Below are 18920 nucleotides of genomic sequence, written 5' to 3' on the forward strand. Positions count from 1 at the left end.
TCGCCGAGCACATCAACCGCCGCTGGTCGTCGAACCAGGGCGGCATGGTCGTCGTCACCCACGACCGGTGGTTCCTCGACGCGGTGTCGACCGACACGTGGGAGGTGCACGACGGCGTCGTCGAGCCGTTCGAGGGCGGCTACGCGGCGTACATCCTGCAGCGCGTCGAACGTGACCGGCAGGCAGCGTCGAGCGAGCAGCGCCGGCAGAACCTGGCCCGCAAGGAGCTCGCGTGGCTCCGGCGGGGTGCACCGGCGCGGACGAGCAAGCCGAAGTTCCGCATCGACGCGGCCAACGCGCTCATCGACGACGTGCCGCCGATCCGCGACACGGTCGCGCTGTCCCAGATGGCGACGGCTCGCCTGGGCAAGGACGTCGTCGACCTCATCGACGCGGGCGTGTCCTTCGACGGCACGATGATCATCGAGGGCGTCGAGTGGCGCATCGCCCCGGGGGAGCGGACCGGCATCCTCGGCCCGAACGGCGCCGGCAAGTCGACGCTGCTCAACCTGGTCTCCGGCAAGCTCCAGCCGACCTCGGGCCGGGTGAAGACCGGTAAGACGGTGCAGATCGCGGTCCTCGACCAGCAGCTCGCCGACCTCCAGCAGTACGCCGAGGACCGCGTCCGCGAGGTCGTCGCCCGCAAGAAGACGAGCTACGTCGCCGACGGCAAGGAGATGACGCCGTCGCAGCTGCTCGAGCGGCTCGGCTTCACCTCGGAGCAGCTGTCGACCCCGGTCAAGGACCTGTCCGGTGGGCAGAAGCGCCGCCTGCAGCTCATGCTCATCCTGCTCGACGAGCCGAACGTCCTCATCCTCGACGAGCCGACGAACGACCTCGACACCGACATGCTCGCCGCCATGGAGGACCTGCTCGACACCTGGCCCGGCACGCTCCTCGTCGTGAGCCACGACCGGTACCTGCTCGAGCGCGTCACCGACCAGCAGTACGCCGTCCTCGGCGGGCACCTGCGCCACCTGCCCGGCGGCGTCGACGAGTACATGCGCCTGCACGCCTCCGGCAGCGGTGGCACGACGGCGTCGGCGGCTGCTGCCGCATCGGCCGGGAGGCCCGACACCGCCGGTGCGTCCGCGGTCGCCGCCGCCTCGGGGCTGCGTCCGGCAGCGGGGTCCGGTTCGGCTCCGGCGGCTGCGCCGACCCTGTCCGGCTCCGAGCGCCGCACGGTCGAGAAGGAGATGTCAGCCCTCGACCGCCGGATCGCCAAGCTCGGGGACGACCGGAAGAAACTGCTCGACTCGTTCGCGACGCACGACCAGTCCGACTACGAGGGGCTCGGAGCGCTGCAGGGGCGGCTCGCCGACCTCGACGCCGAGGTGGAGCAGCTCGAGGAGCGGTGGCTCGAGGTGGCGGAGCAGCTCGGGGTGTAGCGCGGCACGGCGTCGGCGAGACGTGGCCGCGTTGCACCCTGCCGGTGACGTCGCGCCCTGTCGGGGCGGGGCCCGATGACCGGAGTGGGGCGCGATCGAGCGGCCGTCGAACGCAGGCCGGCGGGTGCTAGTCGCCGAGGCCGAGGATGAGGCGCCGCAGCAGCCCCGCGAGCTGCCCCTGCTCGTCGTCGGACACCCCGGCCAGGATGGCGCGCTCGGCCCGGAGCAGGTCTGCGATCGCAGCATCGACCGCAGCCCGGCCGGCCACCGTCAGGGACACGAGGATGCCCCGGCCGTCACGCGGATCCGTCCGGCGAGCGACGAGCCCGCGCGCGGCGAGGCGGTCCACCCGGTTCGTCATCGTGCCGCTCGTCACAAGGGTCTGCTGGAGCAGCACCTTCGGGCTCAGCTCGTACGGCTCACCCGCGCGCCGGAGTGCCGACAGGACGTCGAACTCCCACGGCTCCATCCCGCCCGCCTCGAACGCCTGACGTCGGGCGCGGTCCAGGTGCCGGGCGAGCCGGTCCACCCGCGACAGCACGTCGAGCGGCGCGAAGTCCAGATCAGGGCGTTCTCGGCCCCACGCCGCGACGATCCGGTCGACCTCGTCCTCTGGCGGCATCCGTCCATCATGGCGTGGATCGGCAGCGCACGACCAGTGCCGGGCACATGGGAGGATGGTCGGGCTCCTCCGGGAGCGTTCCGCCTTGGTGTAATGGCAGCACGACGGCCTTTGGTGCCGTTAGGTCCGGGTTCGAATCCTGGAGGCGGAGCGATCGGCCTTCACCGGATGGCGTTTGCCGAGCAACTCGATCACTCCGCCGAGGAGCGCGGGCGAGCGCTCATCTCATGCGCGTGCGCGTCTGCCTTGGTCTTGTAGATCTCGCCCCATGCGGGGCTCGCGGGCAAGGCATCAGCTCGCAGATCCACGTCAGGCAGACAGATCTGCACGAAGTGCGGGAAGGCGGGGAAGGTCCAGAGGTCTTCGTCCTCGAACCGACTCCAGAGCAGCAACTCCCCGATGCCGAGCAGGTGACCGAGCTCCTGACCGTTCACCGGCGGATCGCAGCTGACCATCAGCGCATGGTGACCGTTCGGGAGCTCGATCGGTCGTTCCACCTCGCACCGGAAGACGGACGAGAACCGCTTGCTGTCCATGGACGAGAGGAAGAAGACGTCGTGCATGTCAGGACTCTCGATCGACGCCGTCGACGTCTCCGCCGGTCCGACACGGGGTCGGTATGTGCGGGCGCTCGGTCATGGACTGCACCGTCCCGTCCGCCTCGGTTGCATAGAGCTCGCCCCACGCAATGCTGGCCGGCATGCTCGTGGGCGGGACGACAACGTCAGGGAGGCAGATCTGCACGAACTGCGGGAAGGTCGGGAAGGTCCACAAGTCGTCGCCCTCGAAACGGCTCCAGAGGAGGAGCCGAGTGATCCCCTGGGGATGGCCGAGGTCCTGTCCGAGCGCTGGTGGGTCACAACTGACGATGAGAGCGTGGTGTCCGTTGGGGAGTTCGACTCTCGACTCCAGTTCGCACCGGAACACGGAATCGAATCGGTCGTCTTCCATCGACGAAAGGTAGTAGGTCGGTTTCACTTCAGAACTCCGGGTTGACTCCACTGACGGCGGCATCGGGGTCGATCAGAGTGCCCTCGATGAGGAAGCGACCCGAATTCGTGCTGTACCCGGATTCGGCGAGGCCGGATGGGAGGCCGGCGACGTCACGGTGGTCGGACACCGATCCTGGGTGCGTCGGCGACCAGGAAGCACCCGTCCACGTTGCGTTCCCACCGTACAGACGGTAGATCTCCTGGCCGCCGAACGGGAAGGCGATCTCGTCACCGAGGTTCGCTGCCGACCGCTCCGAACGCATCGCTGACCACGACCTGTCCCCAGTCGACCCCACCCGTCGTGGCCTTCTGTGCGTCGACGTGCACCGCAGTGTCGACGCCGTCGCGAGAGATCCGCTCGGTGGTCCTCCCCGGGGCGATGCGGCTTCCCGCAATCCCGTGGTGCGGTTTTCCCCCCTTGTGAGGGATCCGAACCCGCGAGTACGTTCAGCGAAACGATCCGCTCGGAGTCGAGCCGGACTCGTGGATCTCCTCTCTTGCTCCGCCGCGTTGCCTCACCCCGTCTGCCGGTGTGCCCGACGGCTCCGCCATCGCACGCCTTCCGCGCCTCCTGTGCCGCCCTGCACCGGACGCTGCGCCGTGCTGCCCATCCGCGGCCGCCCGTACCCGTACCCGAACCCGCACGAAGGACCCGAACCTCATGCAACCGCTCGTCCTCCTCGCGTCGCAGACATCGACCCAGGTCGTGCTCGACAACGTCGCCGCCTTCGGGCACGAAGCCCTCAAGTACTTCCCGATCGGCATCGCCGGGATCATCGTGTGGGCACTCTGGGTGTACCGCGTGGTGTTGTCCGCCCGCGCGAAGCCGGTCGTCAACGGGTTCCGCACGTCGACCTCGGTCGTCGTCCCGTCCTTCCACGAGGACCCTGACATCCTGCTCCGTTGCCTGGAGACCTGGCGCGAGCAGCACCCGGACGAGATCATCATCGTGCTCGACATCGCGGACACCGACGCGTACCGGCGCATCGTCGCCGTCGGCGACCCGACCGTCAAGCCGGTCCTGTTCCACCACGTCGGCAAGCGCAGCGCTCTCGGTGAGGGGATCCGGCGGGCGAAGTACGACGTGCTCGTGCTCGTGGACTCCGACACCTCGTGGGAGCCGGGGTTGCTCGAGGCCGTGCAGATGCCGTTCGTCGACGAGCGCGTGGGCGGCGTCGGTACGCAGCAGAACGTGTACCAGCGCAACTCGAGCATCTGGCGGATCATCGCGGACTGGCTCGTCAACCTGCGCTACTACAACTACGTCCCGGCCATGGGTGCGGCCGGAGCCGTCCCGATCCTGTCCGGTCGGACCGCCGCGTACCGTCGGTCGGCCGTGATGCCGGTGCTCGACAACCTGGAGAACGAGTTCTTCCTCGGTCGGCGCTGCATCGCCGGTGACGACGGCCGGCTCACGTGGTTGGTGATCGCGTCCGGGTTCCGGACCGTGCACCAGTCGACCGCGAAGGCACTGTCGATGTTCCCGGCCAGCGGCAAGGCGTTCTTCAAGCAGCGCATCCGCTGGAGCCGGAACTCGTACCGGACCTACCTCACCGCCATCGCGAAGGGTTGGGTCTGGCGCGTGCCGTTCGTGACGAAGATCACCGTGCTGCAGATCATCCTGACGCCCGTGACGATGGGCATCACGATGTGGTACCTGCTCTTCAGTCGGCTCGAGTTGAGCACGCTCGGGGTCCTGTTCACGATCGGCTGGTTGCTCTTCGGCCGCGCCGTCCGCGGCGCCTCGAACCTCAAGCGTCACCCGCTCGACTTCCTGGTGCTCCCGATGCTCGCTCTCGTGGTGATCGCTGTCGCCCTCCCGATCAAGGTGTACGCGTTCGTGACGATGAACAAGCAGGGCTGGCTCACCCGGCACGCCGACCAGATCGGCGGCGACGGCCAGCAGGCCCGGACCCTGCAGCCCGAGCCCGTCACCGAGACGCGCCGCTCGGCCCCCGGGGTGGTCGTCCAGCCCGGCGCGGTCGCGGCCTCCGCTTCCGCTGGCGACCAGGTGGTGGCCGCATGAGCGCCGTGCGCACCTCGGTCCTGCGTGGCGCGACGGCACTGGCGATCGGCGCGGGCCTCGTCCTCGCCGGTCTGGCGGCAGCGCCGACCGCTGCTGCCGCTGCGACCCCGACCGGCAGCACGACGGTGTCGGCAGGCCGGCCGTACGCGGGTGACCCGGACAAGGAGGCGCGACTCGTCGCCGCCGAGAACGACCGGATCTACAACGTGCGGGCCCTGGCGTCCGCCGCGCGCTGGAGCGGGCTGGCAGTGTCCCAGCCGTACCGGCTCGCCACCGGGTCGTCGTACACCCTCGTGCTCGTGGCGCGCGGCGCCGCGTACACGATCGACGACCTCACCGAGCTCGCCCCGTCGACGTTCGTGAAGCAGCCGGACGGCTCGTGGCTCCTCAGCGAGAACATCGTCGTCGAGAACGGCGCCACCCTCCGACTGGCGAGTCCGGACGGGCTGCGCGTCCACCTGGAGAGCAACCACGAGGGCTTCGTGTCGATCGTGACGCAGGCCGGCGGAATCCAGGTCATCGGGTCCGCGAAGGCACCGGTCGCGATCGACGCCTGGGACCCGCAGGCCGGCGCCGTCGACGAGCAGACCTCCGACGGACGGGCCTACGTCCGGGTGCAGGGCGGCACCGCGACGCTGCAGCACGCCTCGTTCTCGCACCTCGGCTTCTGGAGCGGCACGACGGGCGGCGTCTCACTCACGGGCACCGACCTGACCACCCTCGACCGGGCCTCCGGCGACCAGGAGGGCAAGACGAAGCGGACCACGAAGGACGTCTTCGGCAACGCCATCCTGCCGACCGGCGCGCTCCCCAGCACCGGAGAGGGGTCGGCGAACGCGGGCTCCTACAGTTACGTCTCGGCCCTCGTGCAGCACGTCACGTTCGACGGGAACGCCTTCGGGCTGTTCCTGACGAGCGCCGACGGCGTGACGATGTCGGACGCCACCGTCAAGCGCTCCCTGATCGACGGGCTGGTGCTGCACCGGTACGTGACGAATTCGACGTTCACGTCCGTGCGGGCGACCGGCAACGCCATGGACGGCGTCAAGATGACGCGGGCGTCCACGGGGATCGTGTTCAGCCAGGTCCGGGCGACGGACAACGGGCGGAACGGGATCACGCTGAACGGCAGCGGCCTGGCGGCCGGTCCGAACGCCGCCGGCATGCCGACCACCACCTACGGCAACAACGCCCTCACCGACAGCACGAGTTCCGACAACGGTCGCTACGGAGTCGAGGTGATCGGGGGGAAGAACGTGCGGGTCAGCGGGTCGACCGCGGCCGGCAACGAGATGGGGATCGTCGTGCGGCACGACGCCGACGACGTGGTCATCCGCAACAACGTCGTGAAGGACTCGGCGCAGAACGGCATCGCCGTGCTGGACGGACCGACCGCGACCGAGGTCTCGGAGAACTCGGTGAACGGTGCTGAGATCGGCGTGTACCTCCGCGAGAGCACCGCGTCGTCGGTGACGGACAACACCATCAGCGCGGCGCGGGTGCACGGCGTCACCACGGTCGGGCCGTCCGCCGGCACCGCGATCGAGGACAACGCGGTGCGTGGATCGGGCCCGAGCGCCATCGACCTGGCCCGTTCCGACGGCGCAGCACAGGAGGGCAACACGACCGTGCAGTGGCACTCGACGAAGCCGCTGCTCGTGACGCTGCGAGCGGTCTTCCAGCCCCTGACCGTGCTCTGGCTCGTGCTGCTCACGGTGGTGCTGGTCGCTGCGGTCGGTGGTGTCCGTCGCCGTCGCCGCGCCGAGCCGGGCGAGCACCCCTACGCCAAGCTCGCACCGCTCTCGAGCTTCACCCGTGGTGCGATCGACCCGGCAACGCTCGGCCTGCCGCCGGCACCCGCACTGCAGGGCTCCCACGCTGCCGACACCGGCGCGTCCTCGTCGCGGACGGTGAGCTGACCGATGGCGACACCTCTGCAAGGACTCCGCTCCCACCTGGTGGTCGGTGCTGCCGGTGTGGTGCTCGGCGCGGTCGTGGTCGGTGGGGTCTGGGTCGCGACGAGCACGCCCGGCGAACCCCGCGCGGCGGCGTCCGCCCCGTCGTCCGACAGCGACCGGACGCCGTCGCCGGACCGGACCGGAACGAGGACTCCGGCCCCGGCGCCGACAGCGGTCCCGACGACGGCACCGACGACGGCCCCGACCTCGGCACCGGACGCACGCCGCGCGGCCGTCTCGTGCACCGCCGACGCGACCACGACGGTCTCGACGGCCGAGGAGCTCACGTCGGCACTCGCGAAGGCGGCGCCGGGGCAGGTCATCGCCATGGCGCCCGGCACCTACACGGGCACCTTCACCGGGTCCGCCGCGGGTACGTCCGCGCAGCCGATCACCCTCTGTGGGTCGGCCGACGCCGTGCTGGACGGCGGGACCACCGACAAGGGCTACGTCCTGCACCTCGACGGGGCGTCGCACTGGCGGCTCGCCGGGTTCACCGTCCGCAACGGGCAGAAGGGCGTCATGTTCGACGGCGTCCAGCACTCCAGCGTCGAGGGGATCACCGTCACCGAGATCGGTGACGAGGGCATCCACCTGCGCGCCGGCAGCAGTGACAACACCGTGAGCGGGAACGCCGTCACGAAGACCGGGCTCCGCAAGCCCCAGTTCGGCGAGGGGATCTACGTCGGGTCCTCGAAGAGCAACTGGTGCCGGGTCTCGGACTGCCAGGAGGACCGGAGCGACCGCAACGTCGTGACCGGGAACACGATCTCCGACACGGCGGCCGAGAACGTCGACATCAAGGAGGGGACGACGGGCGGGACACTGTCCGACAACTCCTTCGACGGCACCGGCATGCAGGGCGAGAACCACGCCGACTCGTGGGTCGACGTCAAGGGGAACGGCTGGACCGTCTCGGGCAACCGGGGCGTCGACTCACCGCTCGACGGGTTCCAGACGCATGAGCTGCTCTCGGGCTGGGGGACCGACAACACCTTCACCGACAACACCGTCGACCTCGGCAACCCCGAGGGCGTGGCGTTCGCCTTCCGGCCCGTCGAGGGCAACACGGTGTCCTGCGACAACACCGTCGTCGGGACGAACGAGCTGAGCACCACGAGCTGCACGGGCTGACCGCGCCGCGACCCGCACCCCGCCCTCCGAGCTCCACGACCGCACCGCGCCCGTCGCGCGGCACCACCCGTGCGCTCAGGACGTCCCGTCACCGGGACGTCCGCCCCTCCCCGTCACACCATGTCCCCGCTACCCGAAAGCGAGCGTGCACCATGTCCGCATCCGTCACCCCGATCTCGACCCGGGACCTCCCGCCCGTCGCCGAACAGCCCCGCCTGACCGTGATCGGCACCGGCTACCTCGGCGCCACCCACGCCGTCTCGATGGCCGTCCTCGGCTACGAGGTCCTCGGCGTCGACGTCGACCCGTCGAAGGTCGAGGCCCTCGTCGCCGGCCGTGTCCCGTTCCACGAGCCCGGCCTGCCGGAGAAGCTGGTCGAGGCGCTGGCATCCGGACGGCTCCGGTTCTCGTCGTCGATGCAGGAGGCCGCCGAGTTCGGCGACGTGCACTTCGTCTGCGTCGGCACCCCGCAGCAGCGCGGGTCGAACGCCGCCGACCTCACCTTCGTGGACGGCGCGTTCCGTGAGCTGGCCAGCCACATCACCCGCCGCGCACTCGTCGTCGGGAAGTCGACGGTGCCGGTGGGCACCGCCGCCCGCCTCGCCGAGCTCGTCCGTGAGGTCGCCCCGGCCGGTGCCGATGTGGAAGTCGCCTGGAACCCCGAGTTCCTGCGCGAGGGCTACGCCGTCCAGGACACGCTCCACCCCGACCGCCTGGTGTTCGGCGTGGAGTCGGCGTGGGCCGAGGCGCAGCTGCGCGCGGCCTTCCGGCCGGTCCTCGACGAGGGCACACCCCTCGTCGTCGCGGACCTGCCGACCTCGGAGCTCGTCAAGGTCGCCGCCAACTCGTTCCTCGCCACGAAGATCTCCTTCATCAACGCGATGGCGGAGATCTGCGAGGCGACCGGCGCCGACGTCAGCCTGCTCGCGAGCGCCCTGTCGCACGACACGCGCATCGGCGGGCGGTTCCTCAAGCCGGGCCTCGGCTTCGGTGGCGGGTGCCTGCCGAAGGACATCCGGGCCTTCTCGGCTCGCGCCGACGAGCTCGGTGTCGGCCAGGCCGTGCGCTTCCTCGACGAGGTCGACGCGATCAACCTCCGTCGACGGCAGCGCACCGTGGACCTGATCGCCGAGATGGCCGACGGGGAGCTGGCCGGCAAGAAGGTCGCCGCGCTCGGTGCCGCGTTCAAGCCGAACTCCGACGACATCCGCGACGCCCCGGCCCTCGACGTCGCCCGCATGCTCCGCGAGGCCGGCGCCATCGTCACGGTCTACGACCCGGAGGCCATGGCGAACGCCGCGCGCGTCCGTCCCGAACTCCGGTACGCACCGTCCATGACCGCGGCGGTCATCGACGCCGACGTCGTGGTGCTGCTCACGGAGTGGCAGCAGTTCCGGGACGTCGACCCGGAGGACCTCGGCGCCCTCGTGCACACCCGGCGGATCGTCGACGGCCGGCACGCGCTCGACGCGGACCGGTACCGCGCGGCGGGCTGGGAGTACCGGGCCCTGGGCCGGCCGGTCGCGTCGCGCACGGTCGAGATCGCGGTCGACGAGCAGGACCGGCTCCAGCGCTCCGCGTGACCCTCGCGCTCCCCGGTCGCGCCGAGCGGACCGGGGAGCGGGAGGACTCCCGGTCCGCGCACGTCTGAGCACGCAGCGGCACGGCCGTGTTGCCCTGTGTGACGCCGTGTCGGGAATACCGAACGCCACTCTGCGATTCTCGTCCCCGATGAGCATCACCGACCCCGACACGACGCACGACGCCCCCGCCTCCTGGGACGCCTGGCGCGCAGCCCGCCGCGAGCGGGTCACCGGCGCGCAGGGCGACCTGGCGCTGATCCGCACCGAGTGGCTCCCGATCGGCCAGGAGCCCGACCTCGACGCGGCGCTCGCCGACCAGCCGGAGACGGTCACCGCGACCCGAGTGCGTCGGATCGACCTGGACACCGGTGCGCCGCAGCACGGCCACCGCCTGTGGGACGCGGACTCCCCGGCGATCCGCTCGTACGTCGACACCCCGGTGTTCCCGTACGACCCGTCGTGGCGGATCACCGCGCACTTCACGCCCGCCGAGCCCGGCCGGACGATCCCGTACGAGCACCTCCGCGACGCCGCCGGTGCCACCCGCGACCTCGTCGTCCCCGGGGACATCACGGCGACGATCGGTGACCGCGAGTACACCCTCAGCGCCTTCGACGACGACGGCACCCTGCTGCTGGTGTTCGGCGACCCGACGAACCGCAGCACCGACGAGTCCGAGCGCACCTACGGCACGGGCCGCTTCCTGTTCGTCGAGCGCCCGGACGGGTCGTCGACGGGCGAGGAGTCGGACGTCGTCCTCGACTTCAACCAGGCGTTCGTGCCGCCGTGCGGGTTCAGCGACCAGTACAACTGCCCGCTCCCGCCGTTCCAGAACCGCGTGCACGTGCCCGTCCACGCCGGCGAGCGGTACGTCGCGCACCGCGACTGACGCGCCACACGACCGCCGGCCGCACGCGCGGACACGGCGCCACGCGGTCACCCGGCCGCACAGCCAGACCCTGCAAGCCCCCCCACCTCCCCCTAAGTACCAGGAGCCCCGTGAAGACCCGTATCGTCGCGCTCGCCGCGTCCGGCATCGCCCTCAGCCTCGCCCTCGCCGGCTGCTCGTCCTCCGGCGGCGGATCGTCTTCCGGGGCGGACGCCACCGTGGCGATCGGTTCGCTGTACGAGCCGACCAACCTGTCGAACGTCGACGGCGGCGGCCAGGGCGTCAACGAGGCGTTCCAGGACAACGTCTACGAGGGGCTGTTCCGCCTCGGTGACGACGGCGAGGTGACGCCGCTGCTGGCGGAGTCGTACGACACGTCGTCCGACGGGCTCACCTACACGTTCACGCTCCGGAAGGGCGTCGAGTTCCACAGTGGCGCGGAGCTCACCAGCGCCGACGTGAAGAGCTCCATCGAGCGCGTCACCGCAGAGGACTCGCAGTCCTCCCGCAAGTCGAGCCTCGCCGTCGTGGAGTCGATCGAGACCCCCGACGACGAGACCGTCGTGGTGCACCTGTCCGAGCGGTCGATCTCGTTCGTCTACAACCTGTCGTACGTCTGGATCGTCCCCGCCGACGAGAAGGACCTCAAGACCGAGGAGGACGGCACCGGCCCGTACACCCTCGGCGCGTTCAAGCGCGGCTCCTCCCTCACCCTCGAGCCCTTCGACGGCTACTGGGGCGAGAAGCCCGCGAACGGCGGGGTCGAGTTCGACTACTTCACCAGCGCCTCGACGCTGTCGAACGCGCTCGCGAGCGGCCAGGTCGACGTCGTCACGAGCATCCAGTCGCCCGACGCCCTGTCCCGGTTCACCGCGGACAAGTCGAAGTACACGGTCAGCGAGGGCGACTCCACGACCAAGGAACTCCTGGCGTTCAACGACGCGGAGGGCCCCTTCACCGACGTGAAGCTCCGCCAGGCGATCTCGGCCGCGATCGACCGGAAGGCCCTGTTGCAGGCGATCTGGGGCGACTACGGCACCGTGAACGGCTCGATGGTCCCGCCGACCGACCCCTGGTACGAGGACCTGACGAGCGTCAACGCGTACGACCCGGCGAAGGCGAAGCGACTCCTTGCCGAGTCCGGCCACGCCGACGGGTTCTCCTTCACGCTCGACACCCCGTCGTACGACCCGCACCCGGCTGTCGCGCAGTACCTGCAGAGCGCGCTGAAGAAGGTCGGCGTGACCGTCGACATCAACACGATCAGCGCCGACGAGTGGTACACGAAGGTGTACCAGCAGCACGACTTCGAGGCGACGCTGCAGGAGCACGTCAACGACCGCGACGTCGTCTTCTACGGCAACCCGGACTTCTACTTCGGGTACGACGATGCGCAGGTCCAGAAGGACATCACGGACGCCGAGCAGGCCACGTCCGAGGACCAGCAGACCGACCTGCTGAAGCAGGCGAACGAGCAGATCGTGCGGGACGCTGCGAGTGCCTGGCTGTACCTGTACCCGCAGATCGTCGTGTCGGACAGGGACGTCACGGGATACTGGAAGAACGGGCTGAACTCGCAGTTCCCCGTCTCCGACATCACCGTCTCCTAGCACCCGACCGGACAGGATCCGCACTCCCGTATGACCGCGTACGTCCTCCGTCGCCTCGGCATCCTCGTGCTCTCGCTCGTGGTCGCCCTGGTGGTGGTGTTCGCGCTCCTGCGGATCCTGCCCGGCGACCCGGCCAACGCGCTCCTCGCGGCGAACGCGACGCCCGACCAGATCGCCGCCGCCCGGCGGGCGGTCGGCTCCGACCTCCCGCTGGCGCAGCAGTTCGTGCAGTGGATCGGTCAGATGCTGCACTTCGACCTCGGCACGTCGTTCACGAGCGGACTGCCGGTGCTGCCCGACCTCGCGCAGCGTCTGGTCGTCACCGTGCCGCTCACCCTCATCGCGTTCGGCATCGCCGTCGTCGTGGCCTGCGTCGTCGGCTTCGTGGCAGCGGCCCGCGCCGACCGCTGGTACGGCGTGCTGCTGTCCGGCGTCACGCAGCTCGGCATCGCGGTCCCGGTGTTCTGGATCGGCATCCTGCTCGTGCAGGTGGTGTCGCTGCAGTGGGGTCTGCTGCCGTCGAGCGGCTTCCCCCGCGACGACTGGACGTACCCGGGCGACGCGCTCGAGTCGCTCGCCCTGCCGATCATCACCGTGGCGGTCGTGATGACGGCGTCGATCGCCCGGTACGTGCGGAGCGCGGTCCTCGACGTCCTCGGCGCCGACCACATCCGCACGGCCAGGGCGCTCGGTGCGTCCACCGCGTCCGCGTTCCTCCGGCACGGCGTCCGGTCCGCGGTCGTCCCGGTGATCGCGGTGCTCGGCATCGAGCTCGCGTCGACGTTCCTCGGCGCGGTCGTCGTCGAGAGCGTCTTCGCCCTGCCCGGCCTGGGCAGCATGCTCATCACCGGCATCGAGCAGCACGACTACCCGAGCATCCAGGGCGTCCTGCTCGTCTCCACCGTCGCGGTGCTCGTCATCGGCTTCGTCGCCGACGTCGTGCAGCGCATCGTCGACCCGCGCCTGCGCACGAGCGTCTCGGGGAACCGATGAGCGCCCGCCGGTCGGTGTCCCTGACCACGGGCATCGTGCTCGTCGGTGTGGTCGTCGTCGCCGCGGTCGTCTCCCTCGTCTGGCTGCCGTACTCGCTCTACGACACCTCGGGCGGCCGGCTCACCCCGCCGGGTGCCGCGCACTGGCTCGGCACCGACACGCTCGGCCGCGACCTCGCCACGCAGCTGCTCATCGGCGCCCGCATCGCGCTCGCGACCGGCCTCGGCGCCGTCCTGGTCGGTGGCGTCCTCGGCACGGTGATCGGCTTGGCGGCGGCGTTCGCCCGACCGTGGCTCGACGACACGCTGTCCGCCGTGCTCGACATCGTCATCGCGTTCCCGACGCTGCTCGTCGCGATGCTCCTCGTCGCCGCCCGCGGTGCGTCGCTCGGCACGGCGATCGTCGCGATCGGACTCGTCATGGCCGCGGTCGTCGCCCGGCTCGTCCGGATCCTGGCCCGGCGGGTGCTCCGCCAGGACTACGTCACGGCGGCGCGGACCTCCGGGACGGCCTGGCCGCGGATCATCACCCAGCACGTGCTCCCGAACATCTGGCCGACCCTGGCGGTGAACCTCGCGCTGCAGTTCGGCCTCGCCGTCCTCGCCGAGGCGAGCCTGTCGTACCTGGGGCTCGGTGCACCGCCGCCGAACGCGTCCTGGGGGCGGATGCTCCAGGACGCCCAGCAGACCGCGTTCGAGGCGCCCGCCGGTGTCCTCGCGCCGGGCCTCGCGCTCGTCGTGCTGGTCATCGGCGCGAACCTGCTGGCGGACGGGCTCCGCGACGTCGCGGACCCGACCCGTCGTGGACGGCGAGCGGGGCGCGGTGCCGCCCCGGGCCTCCCGGCCGGTGCACCGGTCGCCGGTGACGGCGTCGGCACCGCGATCGGCCCGGACGCGTCCGCCACCGACGAGCCGGACGGGAGGCCCGCATGACGTCCGCCATCGAGGTCACCGACCTCCGCATCACCTCCGCCGACGGCACCCCGCTCGTCGACGGTGTCTCGTTCTCCGTCGACGTCGGTGACCGCCTCGGCATCGTCGGCGAGTCCGGCAGTGGCAAGTCGCTCACCGCGCTCGCGGTCATGGGGCTGCTGCCGACGGGGCTGACCGCCAGCGGCTCGGTCCGGGTCGGTGGCGTCGAGGTGCTCGACGCGCGCGAGCGGAGCCTGCGTGAGGTCCGTGGCGCAGTCGTCGCTCCCGTCTTCCAGGAGCCGATGACCGCGCTCGACCCCCTCATGCGTGCCGGCGACCAGATCGCCGAGCCGCTCCGGCGGCACCGTGGACTCCGTGGGGAGGCCCTTCGTGCCGCGGTGCGCGAGGCGATCGCCGACGTCGCCCTCGCCGACCCGGACCGCGTCGCCGGGTCGTTCCCGTGGGAGCTGTCCGGCGGGCAGCGGCAGCGTGTCGCGATCGCGATGGCGCTCGCGTGCCGGCCACGGGTCCTCATCGCGGACGAGCCGACCACGGCGCTCGACGTCACGGTGCAGGCGCAGGTGCTCGACCTCCTCGACCGGGCCGTGACCGAGCGGGGGATGGGCCTGCTGTTCATCAGCCACGACCTGCCCGTGGTCGCTCGGACGGTGGACCGCGTGCTCGTGCTCGAACACGGTCGTGCCGTCGAGCAGGGACCCGTCCGCGACGTCATCGCCGCGCCGACCCACCCGTACACGCAGCGGCTCGTCGGCAGCGCCCGGGCACTGCAGGACGCCCTCGACGCCGGCCGACGCGGAGGTGCGCGATGACCGCCATGCTCGAGCTGTCGGACGTCACGTTCCGGTACCCCGGCCGTGGTGCCCGCCGCACCGGTGGCACCGGCCGTAGCGGCGGCGCGGGGCTGGCGCTCGACGGTGTCTCCTTCGCCGTGCAGCCGGGTCAGCACCTCGGCATCGTGGGGGAGTCCGGCGCGGGCAAGACCACCGTGCTCCGGATGCTCCTCGGGCTCGCGGCGCCGGACAGCGGCACGGTGTCGTTCGACGGAGCGCCCCTCGACCTCGGTGACCGCGCCGCGCTCCGCCGGTTCCGGACCGCCGTGCAGCCCGTGTTCCAGGATCCGTACTCGTCCCTCGACCCCCGACAGCGCGTCGACCGCATCGTGGGGGAGCCGCTGCGCTCCCTCCAGGTGGCGTCGGGGTCGGAGGCGTCCGACCGGGTCGCCGCCGCGTTGCAGGACGTCGGGCTCGGTGCCGATGCCGGTCGGCGGTACCCGCACGAGTTCTCGGGCGGACAGCGGCAGCGCATCGCCATCGCCCGCGCGGTCGTGTCCGGCCCACGGGTGCTGGTGGCCGACGAGCCGGTGAGCGCACTCGACCTGACGACCCGGGTCACCGTCCTCGAGTTGTTCGAGCGGCTCGCCGAGGAGCACGGGATGACGATCGTGCTCGTGTCGCACGACCTCGCGGTGGTCGCCCGACTCTGCACGGCGACCGTGGTCCTCCGCGGAGGTCGGGTCGAGGAGCAGGGCGACACCGGTGCGGTCCTGGCGTCGCCGCGGTCGGACTACACCCGGGCGCTGCTCGACGCGGTGCCGCGGCTGCCGCGTTGAGGCGGTGTGCCCGGGCGTCCATGAGCACCGCCGACGTGTAGGGCGGCGGTCGAACGACCTCCCTGCTCCACGCTGTTGACGGAGGGCGGGTGCGGCGCGCGGTGGGGCGACGACCCGATCGGACATCGCGGTGTGCTGCGGCGGTTGCTGTGAGGCTCTCCGCCTAGCCGGCGGTCGGCTTGCTGAACAGGTTGACGACGTTGCCGTCGGGATCACGGACCAGTGCGGAGCGGTTGCCCCAGGGCATCGTGGTCGGTTTGAGGATGACGTCCTCGCTCTCGGGCTTGAGCTTGGCGAAGTCGCCGTCGACGTCAGCGACTTCGAACTCGATGAACACGGATCGGTTCGTGGCAGGGGTGAGAGCGCCACCGAGCATCGCGACGGTCGCGGTGCTGGCGATCGCGAGGTTCGCGCCAGGGCCGCTGAACTGCGCGAAGACCGGGGCGGGGCGCTCGGCCTGCCGGCCGGTGACCTGCTCGTAGAACGCGATGAGACCTTCGAGGTCGTCGGTGACGATGCGGATGGATGCGAACGACATGGGGCTCCTTCAGTGGCGCTGGTGAGGTGGAAGCACCAGCGTCGCTGGTCGTCGCGACACCGTCCTGTCGGTGTTTCGTGGAAGACGTCGGATGGCGATCAGTCGTCGACGACGGACCTGAGTCGTCCGTACTGGATCGCGAGGTCCTCGGCGCGGAGTGTGCGCATCGGAGGCCGTTCATCGGTGACCCTGACCGAGAGCATCCGATCTCCACGGAACGCCCGCACACCCTGTCGGAGCCGGCACCAGGCGACCAGGTACCACTGCCCTCCCTTCTCGATCGACCCCAACGGCTCGACGTCCCGACAGGACTCCGCACCGCCGGCGTCCTGGTAGCGCAGCTGCACGACACGGTCCGCTCGCAGGGCCTCTGCGAACTCGACCGGCGCGGCCGTGTCCTCTTCACGCTCCAGGAAGTGCACCCGGGATGCGAAGGCCCTGGCACGTGTCGCGTCCCGGTCCGGCATGACCGCGAGCATCTTCCGGGCGGCAGTCCGAGCAGAGTGCCGGAAGGGGCTGTGGCGGAGCGAGCCGAGCCCGATCAGCACCGCAAGCGCCTCATCCAGCGTGAACCCTGCCGGGCCGAGCGTCGCTGACGCGTCGATGACGTACCCACCCGTTCGGCCGGGCTCCGCCCAGATCGGCAGACCCGACTGCTGCAACGCGGCGAGATCGCGCTCGATGGTCCGCACGGACACCTCGAAGCGTTCTGCGAGACGACGCGCGCTTCGCGGACGCGGCGACACAGCTCGCAGTTCCTCCACGAGACCGTAGAGACGATCGGTCCGGTTCACCGACCCATCATCCGACACGACGCCTCCCCGGCGCCGGAAGCCACTCCACCTGCTTCCACCGCGTCCGATCCATGCCTGCTCCGACGCGTGCTCGCGTCGCCGCGCTCAGCGCACCCGCACCGTCACGGTCTCGATGCCCGCGTTGCCGTGCCCGTCCATCGCGTACACCGCGAGCTTCCAGTTGCCGGCCGTCGACGGCGCGGTGATGCGCAGCGTCCCGTCACCCGCCGACGTCACCGGTGTCGGCCGGAGCGCCCCGTCGCCGTTGATCCAGCGGCTCGTCACCGACACCCGGTAGGTCACGGCGTCGCCGTCCGGGTCCACTGCCGGGGCCGTCACGGTCACCGTCGACCCGGGTGCGACACCCGTCGAGGGCGATGCGGCGATCCGCTGGATGACGGGCGGCCGGTTGCCGGTCACGGGTCCGCCGTACGCCTGTTGCACCGCGTAGTACGACAGGCGCTTGAGACCACCGGTGCGGAGGTTCAGCCACACGCCCTGCTCGTCGTCCTCGACGCCGTAGTGGAACATCGTCGCACCGAGGGCCACCCCGGGCGCGGCGGTGACGGCCTTCCACGCGTCGGTGTACGAGCGCGCGGCAGCGGTGTCGCTCGGCTGCTGCGGGACACCGTTCGCGTCCGCGGGGACCTCCCACGACCCGGCCGGTCCGGTCTCGGTGACCAGGTACGGCTTCGTGTAGCCGCCGTCCCGCCACTTCTGCTGTACCCAGCCGATGCCGCCGTAGGTGTTCACCGCGTAGAGGTCGAGGCTCGGCGTGTACTGCCGGTAGTAGTCCCAGGCCTCGGTCGTGGCGTCGGTCGACGTCACCGGGTGCGCGGGGTCCGCGGCGTGGATCGCCTTCGTGACCTGTTCCACGTACTTCGCGTAGGCGACGCGCTGCGCCTCGCCCTGCCCGAGCATGACCTCGTTGCCGACGTCCCACATGAGGAGCCCGCCGTGGTCACGGTAGCTCGTGACGGTCTTCGTGATGCTCGCGAGCGTGTTCGACTTGTACGCGGAGTCGTTCACGTAGTCGGCGCCCTGGTTCAGCCAGAGTCCGGCGACGACCCGGATGCCGTGGGCCTTCGCGGCGTCGAACAGCTGCCCCGAGGACGCGTCGGTGCCCCACGTCCGGATCGTGTTCACGCCCATGCCGGCGATGTCCGCCATGTACGACGAGGCCTCGGCGTTCGGGGGCCCGTAGGTCACGCCCTTGACGAGCCACGGCTTGCCGTCGACGGTCAGCTGCCACGCACCCTGCGTACCGGTGACCCGGACACCGGTGGCCGGCGGCGGCGGCGTCGGGGCAGCGGGAGCAACGGGGGCACCCGGCGTCCCGGTGACCTGGAACTCCCAGAGCGAGTACCCGTGCTGGGTCCCGCGCTTGATGCCGAGCATGCGCACGTACCGCCCCGTCGCCGACACGTTCGTCCGGACGACGCCGCCCTTGCCGGCCGTCACGTTCGACACCGTCCCCCAGGTATTGCCGTCGCGTGACACCTGCAGTCGGTAGGCCTTGGCGTACGCGACCTCCCACCGCAGGGTGATGGTCGAGATCTTCGCCGTGCTGCCCAGGTCGACGCGCAACCACTGGGAGTCCGTGCGGGCGCTGGCCCAGCGGGTGGTGGTGTTCCCGTCGACCGCCTTCGCAGGCGTGCGCGCGGTCGAGTCGCTGGACGACGCGGTGGCGGGCCGGCCCGACGACAGCACCGTCGGGGCGGCGCTGGCCGACGGGGACCGGAGCGCCACGAGGAGCGCGGCGAGCAGGACGACGGCGACGACCGCCGCAGCAAGCCGGACGGTCGTGGTGGCGGTGCTGATGGCGCGCATCGGGATCCTCCGGTCGTGTGCC

Annotated in this window: 18 protein-coding genes and 1 tRNA gene; 12 read left to right on the forward strand and 7 right to left on the reverse strand. The window is 71.0% G+C overall.

Going from position 1 to position 18920, the window contains the following annotated elements:
• Positions 1-44 precede the first annotated feature (44 nt).
• Positions 45-1388 (forward strand): ABC-F family ATP-binding cassette domain-containing protein, encoded by a 1344-nt coding sequence (locus tag DEJ18_RS03260; protein WP_502866274.1) that lies wholly within the window; start codon positions 45-47, stop codon positions 1386-1388.
• 127 nt (positions 1389-1515) lie between these two features.
• Here DEJ18_RS03260 and DEJ18_RS03265 read toward each other — a convergent pair whose 3' ends face one another.
• Positions 1516-2010, reverse strand: coding sequence for a MarR family winged helix-turn-helix transcriptional regulator (locus DEJ18_RS03265; protein ID WP_111209532.1), 495 nt, complete (start codon positions 2008-2010; stop codon positions 1516-1518).
• Between the two features lie 79 nt (positions 2011-2089).
• Here DEJ18_RS03265 and DEJ18_RS03270 point away from each other — a divergent pair.
• Positions 2090-2161: transfer RNA gene (locus DEJ18_RS03270), tRNA-Gln, on the forward strand.
• Positions 2162-2201: 40 nt separating this feature from the next.
• On the opposite strand, the gene DEJ18_RS03275 is transcribed toward DEJ18_RS03270, so the two are convergent.
• Genes DEJ18_RS03275 through DEJ18_RS03285 form a run of 3 tightly spaced genes read right to left on the reverse strand, consistent with a single transcriptional unit; the run spans position 2202 to position 3265 of the window.
• On the reverse strand, positions 2202-2573 hold the full coding sequence (locus DEJ18_RS03275) for a hypothetical protein (protein ID WP_111209533.1): 372 nt from the start codon (positions 2571-2573) through the stop codon (positions 2202-2204).
• Between the two features lies 1 nt (position 2574).
• Positions 2575-2961 (reverse strand): hypothetical protein, encoded by a 387-nt coding sequence (locus DEJ18_RS03280; protein WP_146241471.1) that lies wholly within the window; start codon positions 2959-2961, stop codon positions 2575-2577.
• 28 nt (positions 2962-2989) lie between these two features.
• Complete coding sequence (locus tag DEJ18_RS03285; protein ID WP_111209535.1) at positions 2990-3265, reverse strand: hypothetical protein; 276 nt, start codon at positions 3263-3265, stop codon at positions 2990-2992.
• A gap of 398 nt (positions 3266-3663) precedes the next feature.
• Between DEJ18_RS03285 and DEJ18_RS03290 the strand changes: the two genes are divergently transcribed.
• The 10 genes from DEJ18_RS03290 (at position 3664) to DEJ18_RS03335 (ending at position 15736) form a co-directional block, all read left to right on the forward strand.
• Entirely contained in the window at positions 3664-5028 is a 1365-nt protein-coding gene (locus DEJ18_RS03290) for a glycosyltransferase (RefSeq protein ID WP_111209536.1), read from the forward strand.
• A complete protein-coding gene (locus DEJ18_RS03295; RefSeq protein WP_111209537.1) occupies positions 5025-6947 on the forward strand; it encodes a right-handed parallel beta-helix repeat-containing protein in 1923 nt (640 codons plus the stop codon). Before DEJ18_RS03290 ends, DEJ18_RS03295 begins: the two co-directional genes overlap by 4 nt.
• A gap of 3 nt (positions 6948-6950) precedes the next feature.
• Positions 6951-8120 carry a right-handed parallel beta-helix repeat-containing protein gene (locus DEJ18_RS03300; RefSeq protein WP_111209538.1) on the forward strand — a complete coding sequence of 390 codons (1170 nt, stop codon included), beginning with the start codon at positions 6951-6953 and terminating at the stop codon, positions 8118-8120.
• A gap of 152 nt (positions 8121-8272) precedes the next feature.
• Positions 8273-9703, forward strand: a complete 1431-nt coding sequence (locus DEJ18_RS03305) for a UDP-glucose dehydrogenase family protein (RefSeq protein WP_111209539.1) — start codon at positions 8273-8275, stop codon at positions 9701-9703.
• Between the two features lie 148 nt (positions 9704-9851).
• Complete coding sequence (locus DEJ18_RS03310) at positions 9852-10592, forward strand: DUF1684 domain-containing protein (RefSeq protein ID WP_111209540.1); 741 nt, start codon at positions 9852-9854, stop codon at positions 10590-10592.
• A 110-nt stretch (positions 10593-10702) separates the two neighbouring features.
• The gene (locus DEJ18_RS03315) at positions 10703-12202 is read left to right on the forward strand and encodes an ABC transporter substrate-binding protein (RefSeq protein WP_258376836.1); all 1500 of its coding nucleotides are present in this window, start codon (positions 10703-10705) and stop codon (positions 12200-12202) included.
• Between the two features lie 30 nt (positions 12203-12232).
• The gene (locus DEJ18_RS03320) at positions 12233-13195 is read left to right on the forward strand and encodes an ABC transporter permease (RefSeq protein ID WP_111209541.1); all 963 of its coding nucleotides are present in this window, start codon (positions 12233-12235) and stop codon (positions 13193-13195) included.
• Positions 13192-14127 (forward strand): ABC transporter permease, encoded by a 936-nt coding sequence (locus tag DEJ18_RS03325; protein ID WP_111209542.1) that lies wholly within the window; start codon positions 13192-13194, stop codon positions 14125-14127. Before DEJ18_RS03320 ends, DEJ18_RS03325 begins: the two co-directional genes overlap by 4 nt.
• On the forward strand, positions 14124-14936 hold the full coding sequence (locus tag DEJ18_RS03330; protein WP_111209543.1) for an ATP-binding cassette domain-containing protein: 813 nt from the start codon (positions 14124-14126) through the stop codon (positions 14934-14936). Before DEJ18_RS03325 ends, DEJ18_RS03330 begins: the two co-directional genes overlap by 4 nt.
• Positions 14933-15736 (forward strand): ABC transporter ATP-binding protein, encoded by an 804-nt coding sequence (locus DEJ18_RS03335; RefSeq protein ID WP_111081970.1) that lies wholly within the window; start codon positions 14933-14935, stop codon positions 15734-15736. Before DEJ18_RS03330 ends, DEJ18_RS03335 begins: the two co-directional genes overlap by 4 nt.
• A gap of 163 nt (positions 15737-15899) precedes the next feature.
• On the opposite strand, the gene DEJ18_RS03340 is transcribed toward DEJ18_RS03335, so the two are convergent.
• From DEJ18_RS03340 to DEJ18_RS03350, 3 genes are all read right to left on the reverse strand, one after another.
• Positions 15900-16274, reverse strand: coding sequence for a VOC family protein (locus DEJ18_RS03340; RefSeq protein ID WP_111209544.1), 375 nt, complete (start codon positions 16272-16274; stop codon positions 15900-15902).
• A gap of 98 nt (positions 16275-16372) precedes the next feature.
• Entirely contained in the window at positions 16373-17086 is a 714-nt protein-coding gene (locus DEJ18_RS03345; RefSeq protein WP_349775056.1) for a helix-turn-helix transcriptional regulator, read from the reverse strand.
• 87 nt (positions 17087-17173) lie between these two features.
• The gene (locus DEJ18_RS03350; RefSeq protein WP_111209546.1) at positions 17174-18898 is read right to left on the reverse strand and encodes a discoidin domain-containing protein; all 1725 of its coding nucleotides are present in this window, start codon (positions 18896-18898) and stop codon (positions 17174-17176) included.
• Positions 18899-18920: the final 22 nt, after the last annotated feature.

This window comes from Curtobacterium sp. MCSS17_015, from assembly GCF_003234265.2.
GTDB lineage: Bacteria > Actinomycetota > Actinomycetes > Actinomycetales > Microbacteriaceae > Curtobacterium.

What these genes read in the sequence shown, in the direction of transcription:
- DEJ18_RS03260 (WP_502866274.1), top strand. Translation starts at nt 45, where the DNA reads ATGGTCGTCGTCACCCACGACCGGTGGTTCCTCGACGCGGTGTCGACC.
- DEJ18_RS03265 (WP_111209532.1), bottom strand. Translation starts at nt 2,010, where the DNA reads ATGCCGCCAGAGGACGAGGTCGACCGGATCGTCGCGGCGTGGGGCCGA.
- DEJ18_RS03275 (WP_111209533.1), bottom strand. Translation starts at nt 2,573, where the DNA reads ATGCACGACGTCTTCTTCCTCTCGTCCATGGACAGCAAGCGGTTCTCG.
- DEJ18_RS03280 (WP_146241471.1), bottom strand. Translation starts at nt 2,961, where the DNA reads ATGGAAGACGACCGATTCGATTCCGTGTTCCGGTGCGAACTGGAGTCG.
- DEJ18_RS03285 (WP_111209535.1), bottom strand. Translation starts at nt 3,265, where the DNA reads ATGCGTTCGGAGCGGTCGGCAGCGAACCTCGGTGACGAGATCGCCTTC.
- DEJ18_RS03290 (WP_111209536.1), top strand. Translation starts at nt 3,664, where the DNA reads ATGCAACCGCTCGTCCTCCTCGCGTCGCAGACATCGACCCAGGTCGTG.
- DEJ18_RS03295 (WP_111209537.1), top strand. Translation starts at nt 5,025, where the DNA reads ATGAGCGCCGTGCGCACCTCGGTCCTGCGTGGCGCGACGGCACTGGCG.
- DEJ18_RS03300 (WP_111209538.1), top strand. Translation starts at nt 6,951, where the DNA reads ATGGCGACACCTCTGCAAGGACTCCGCTCCCACCTGGTGGTCGGTGCT.
- DEJ18_RS03305 (WP_111209539.1), top strand. Translation starts at nt 8,273, where the DNA reads ATGTCCGCATCCGTCACCCCGATCTCGACCCGGGACCTCCCGCCCGTC.
- DEJ18_RS03310 (WP_111209540.1), top strand. Translation starts at nt 9,852, where the DNA reads ATGAGCATCACCGACCCCGACACGACGCACGACGCCCCCGCCTCCTGG.
- DEJ18_RS03320 (WP_111209541.1), top strand. Translation starts at nt 12,233, where the DNA reads ATGACCGCGTACGTCCTCCGTCGCCTCGGCATCCTCGTGCTCTCGCTC.
- DEJ18_RS03325 (WP_111209542.1), top strand. Translation starts at nt 13,192, where the DNA reads ATGAGCGCCCGCCGGTCGGTGTCCCTGACCACGGGCATCGTGCTCGTC.
- DEJ18_RS03330 (WP_111209543.1), top strand. Translation starts at nt 14,124, where the DNA reads ATGACGTCCGCCATCGAGGTCACCGACCTCCGCATCACCTCCGCCGAC.
- DEJ18_RS03335 (WP_111081970.1), top strand. Translation starts at nt 14,933, where the DNA reads ATGACCGCCATGCTCGAGCTGTCGGACGTCACGTTCCGGTACCCCGGC.
- DEJ18_RS03340 (WP_111209544.1), bottom strand. Translation starts at nt 16,274, where the DNA reads ATGTCGTTCGCATCCATCCGCATCGTCACCGACGACCTCGAAGGTCTC.
- DEJ18_RS03350 (WP_111209546.1), bottom strand. Translation starts at nt 18,898, where the DNA reads ATGCGCGCCATCAGCACCGCCACCACGACCGTCCGGCTTGCTGCGGCG.